We start from the raw sequence: 4,359 nt of genomic DNA on the forward strand, positions 1-4,359 counted from the left end.
GGGTTCGTCGCCCACGCTACCGAGGTGGCCTGCGCGGCGGGCGCGGCGGCTGCCTGGGCGGGCATGGAGCCGGTCACGGGACGGGCGAGGCGCTCGCTGCCGAAGCGGTCGAGGGATGCAAGGGCCGCGCGGGCGTCCGCATCGCGGTCGAACGGGGCATCCGCGGCGTCGGCGGGCTGCGCCATGGGACGCGCGGGTGCGCCGGCGTAGGAGGAAGCCGCCATACCCGCGGTCGCCTGCGCTCGGGCTGCGGGCGCGGCGTACGACGTGCTCGTCGGGGTCGCCTGCGCAGACGTGCGGGTAGCGCCCGCCTGCGGCATGAAGGCGTTCGTGTTCGCGGGCGCACTTGCGGCATGAGCGGCGGCGCGCTGCTGCGCGAGCGCCATGAACATCGCGGTCGACGTGGCGGCGGAGGCGGCGGGAGCTGCCTGCCATGCCTGGGAGGCCGTCGGGGACGCGGTCGCCGGGCGCGCGGGGGCAGCAACCGGCGCGCCCGTCATCGCGGCGGAAGCGCCCGCGGGCGCCTGCCACGACGTCGGGGCGTAGCCGGCGTGAGCCGCGTGGTGCGGCGCGGCGCTCGCGGCGGCGGGGGCAGCGGTAGCCGCAGCAGCGGCCTGGGGTGCCGGCGCGGCGTTGCGACGCAGCTCCTCGAACGCGATCTCGTAGATGTCCTTCGAATGGGCGGCATCGCAGCTGATGGGCGAATCCTCGCTGAACAGCGCATCGATCTCTGCCCATGCGTCCTCCTCCGAGGGCGCGCCCGAAGCGCGAGCGATCACCGGCACGTCGCGCGGCATGCCGCGCTTGCCGAAGAAGCGCGAGCCCGCGTGCACGGAGTGATGGTGCTCGTCGGAACCGTGCGCGCCGGCGGCATGCGAGGCCTCGTGCTCCCCCACCGCGGCATCCTCGTCATGGGCGTCCGCGCGCGCGTCGGCCACGGCGCCCATGGCCGTGACGAGCCCGACGCCCGCGAGGGCGCCCACGGTGAACGGCAGGGCGCAGGTGGCCACGATGCCGTTCGCGGCGGGGAACGGCAGCGTCGCCGCATAGGCGCACACCGGCACCGCGAACGCGACACCGCACGAAAGACCAGCGTAGATCGCTCGAGATGTTGTAACAGAGGCCGCCATAGCCACTCCCTCGCACCGAGTCCGACCGGCACAGCCAGCCGGAACGCCATCTCAGCCGCTCGAGAAAACCGATGAAGGTTGTTGCGTGGGCCATACGGCCTATATGCAACGGATGGTAGTTCGATTCATCTGCGTTTTTCCGTCGCGTACATTAGCTCGATTATGAGAGAAAACCTGCGGAAATGCAAATCGATTCGCCGGGCGTGAACTATCGTTCCGCATGCGGGTGCGAGGCGCCAGGCAACCGCCCCCGCATGCGGGAACGCGGGCGGGCGGAACCTAGTGCCACATCCCCTTGCGCTTGAAGATCCACGCGGCCACGAGGCAGGCCGCGACGGCGAGCACCGTGGGGAACACCCAGGTGTTCATGAACGGCAAGCCATCGAACGGCAGGCTCACGTTCATGCCGTAGAAGCCGAAGATGATGTTGGGGATGGCCATCACGATCGTGATGACGGAGAGCACCTTCATCACGATGTTGAGGTTGTTCGAGATGATGCTCGCGAACGCGTCCATCGTCCCGGAGAGCGTGTTCGAGTAGATGTTCGCCATCTCGATGGCCTGGCGGACCTCGACGAGCACGTCCTCGAGCAGGTCCTGGTCGTCCTCGTAGAGCGGGATGATGCGGCCCTGCCTGATCTTGTTGAGCGTGACCTCGTCGGATTTGAGCGAGGTGGAGAAGTAGACGAGCGACTTCTCGAGGTTGAGCATCTGGATGAGCTCCTCGTTGCGCACGGACGCGTGCAGGCGCTCCTCGGTCCGGGACGACAGGCGGTCGATGCGCCGCAGGTAGAGCAGGTAGAGCTGGCTCACGCGCAGCAGGAGCTGCAGCAGGAAGCGCGTGCGGAAGCGGGTGTCGACGCCGCGGATGCGCCCGCTCGCCAGGTCGCGCACCACCACGTTCTCGAAGAGCGAGATGGTCACGAACATGCCCTTCTGGGGCATGAACACCATCGAGAGCGGCATGGTGTCGTACTGACGCGCGCCCTCCGTGCCGTCCTCGCCCGGCTCGATGGGGTAGTCGACGATCACGAACGTCTGGTTCACGTCCTCGTCGAAGTCGACGCGCGAGGTCTCCTCCTCGTCGAGCGCCGAGCTCACGAACTCCGTCAGCACGCCGAGCTCGCCCTCGAGCCACGCCCGCTCGTCCGCCGTGGGCGCCACGACGTTGACCCAGCAACCGGCTTCCGGTTGCTCGATCCGTTCGATTCCACCGTTCTCCCGGGTCTTGAAGCATTCGATCATGGCGCACCCCTTTCGTCGGATACATCGGATTGAGCCCGCACCCATGCGCGGAGCCCCGCACACGATAGCGCAACGAAACGGCGCCCGCCGCACGAAGCGACGGACGCCGTGTAAAATCCCGAGAACCTTTACGCGCGCTTTACCGGAGGGGTGGCGCGGGGCGCAGAGCGCGAAGCGGAGCGGGGCGCGGGCACGAGCGCGTCATGAACCGCGGCGCGCACAGCGAGGCCGCCGGATGCCAGCTCGCCCCTCCCCTGGCCTAGAACTCCCCGTGCTCCTGCGCGCGGCGGGCGGAGCGGATGAGGAACTCCTCGTTCGTGTTCGTGCTCTTGAGACCCTTGATGAACGCCTGCGCGCAGCGCTCGGTGTTCGGCATGCCGGCGAGCACGCGGCGGATGCCCCACACGAAGGGACGCATCTGCTCGGGAATGAGCAGGTCCTCGTTGCGCGTGCCGGACGCCACCGGGTCGATGGCCGGGAAGATGCGGCGGTCGGCGAGGTCGCGGTCGAGCTTGAGCTCCATGTTGCCGGTGCCCTTGAACTCCTCGAAGATCACCTCGTCCATCTTCGAGCCGGTGTCCACGAGCGCGGAGGCCAGGATGGTGAGCGAACCGCCGTTCTCGATGTTGCGCGCGGCGCCCAGGAAGCGCTTCGGCGGGTAGAGCGCCGCCGAGTCCACGCCACCGGAGAGGATGCGGCCGCTCGCCGGCGCGGCCAGGTTGTAGGCGCGCGCGAGGCGGGTGATGGAGTCGAGCACCACCACGACGTCGCCGCCCATCTCCACGATGCGCTTGGCGCGCTCGATCACGAGCTCCGAGACGCGGGTGTGGTTGTCGGCCGGCATGTCGAACGTCGAGGCCACCACGTCGCCCTTGATGGAGCGCTGCATGTCGGTGACCTCTTCGGGACGCTCGTCCACGAGCAGGCAGATGAGGTGCACCTCGGGGTTGTTCACCGCGATGGACTGGCAGATCTTCTTCAGGATGGTAGTCTTGCCGGCCTTGGGCGGGCTCACGATGAGGCCGCGCTGGCCCTTGCCGATGGGGCTCACGATGTCGATGGCGCGCCCGGTGATGGAGTCCTTGCCGTGCTCCATCTTGAGCTGCTCGTTGGGGTAGATGGGCGTGAGGTCGGAGAACTTCGGGCGGGTGCGCGCGACCTCCGGGTCCACGCCGTTCACGCTCTTGATCTTCGTGAGGCCGGGGAACTTGTCGTTGGCGCGCATGGGACGGAGCGTGCCCTCGATGAAGTCGCCCGGGCGCAGGCGCGCGGCGCGGATGAGGTTCGCGGGCACGAAGGCGTCGTCGCGGCTCGGCATGTAACCGTGCGCGCGGATGTAGCCGTGGCCCTCGTTCGCGATGTCGAGGATGCCGGCGATGTCGCGGAAGCCCTCGGCGCGGGCGGCGGCGGTGTAGACGGCCTCGACGAGCTCGGCCTTCTTCATGCCGGCGACGTCGATGTCGAGCTCCTTCGCGCGCTCGCGCAGCTCCGCGACCTTCATGGCCGAAAGGTCGTCGCGCGAGAGCGAGGGCTCGGCGGGCGCGAGGCGGTTGTTGCGGTTCTTGCGGTTCTGCTGGCGGTTGCGGCGGTCGTTGCCGTTGTTGCCGTTGCCGCCATTGTTGTTGCCGTTCGTGTGCTCACGGCGCTGGGCGTGCGAGCGGCGGTTGCTGCCCTGCTCGCGCTTGCGCGGCGCGTCCTCGCCCTTGGCGTGCGATTCCTCGTGGGTAGCGGGCGCGGCGGACGAGCTGGAAGCCTCTGCGGGCGCGGCCTTGGGAGCGGCGTCGCCTGCGGGCGCGGCCTTCGAGGAGGCGTCGGACGGGGCGGCGTCCGTGCTCGCGGGGGCAGCGCTCGCCGCATCCCCCGATGCGGCTGCCTGCGCGGCAGCGGCCGCCGCGGCGGCCTTCTCCGCTTCGACGAACGCCTTGGGCTTGCGGCCGCGACGGTGCGGACGGAGCGCGGGGTCGACGAGCGGCGCGGCGGCATC

The 4,359-nt window shown here is 69.5% G+C and carries 2 protein-coding genes and 1 pseudogene; all 3 read right to left on the reverse strand.

What is annotated here, in order from left to right:
• Positions 1 to 1,130, reverse strand: a pseudogene (locus BN423_RS10995) (hypothetical protein); the annotation flags it as partial.
• A gap of 279 nt (positions 1,131 to 1,409) precedes the next feature.
• A complete protein-coding gene (locus tag BN423_RS02855; protein WP_019238760.1) occupies positions 1,410 to 2,375 on the reverse strand; it encodes a magnesium transporter CorA family protein in 966 nt (321 codons plus the stop codon).
• Positions 2,376 to 2,634: 259 nt separating this feature from the next.
• Positions 2,635 to 4,359 (reverse strand): transcription termination factor Rho (gene rho / locus BN423_RS10660; protein ID WP_019238761.1); only part of this gene is annotated, 1,725 nt, incomplete at its 5' end.

Origin of the sequence: Enorma timonensis (assembly GCF_000321165.1) — a bacterium.
Classification (GTDB): domain Bacteria; phylum Actinomycetota; class Coriobacteriia; order Coriobacteriales; family Coriobacteriaceae; genus Enorma.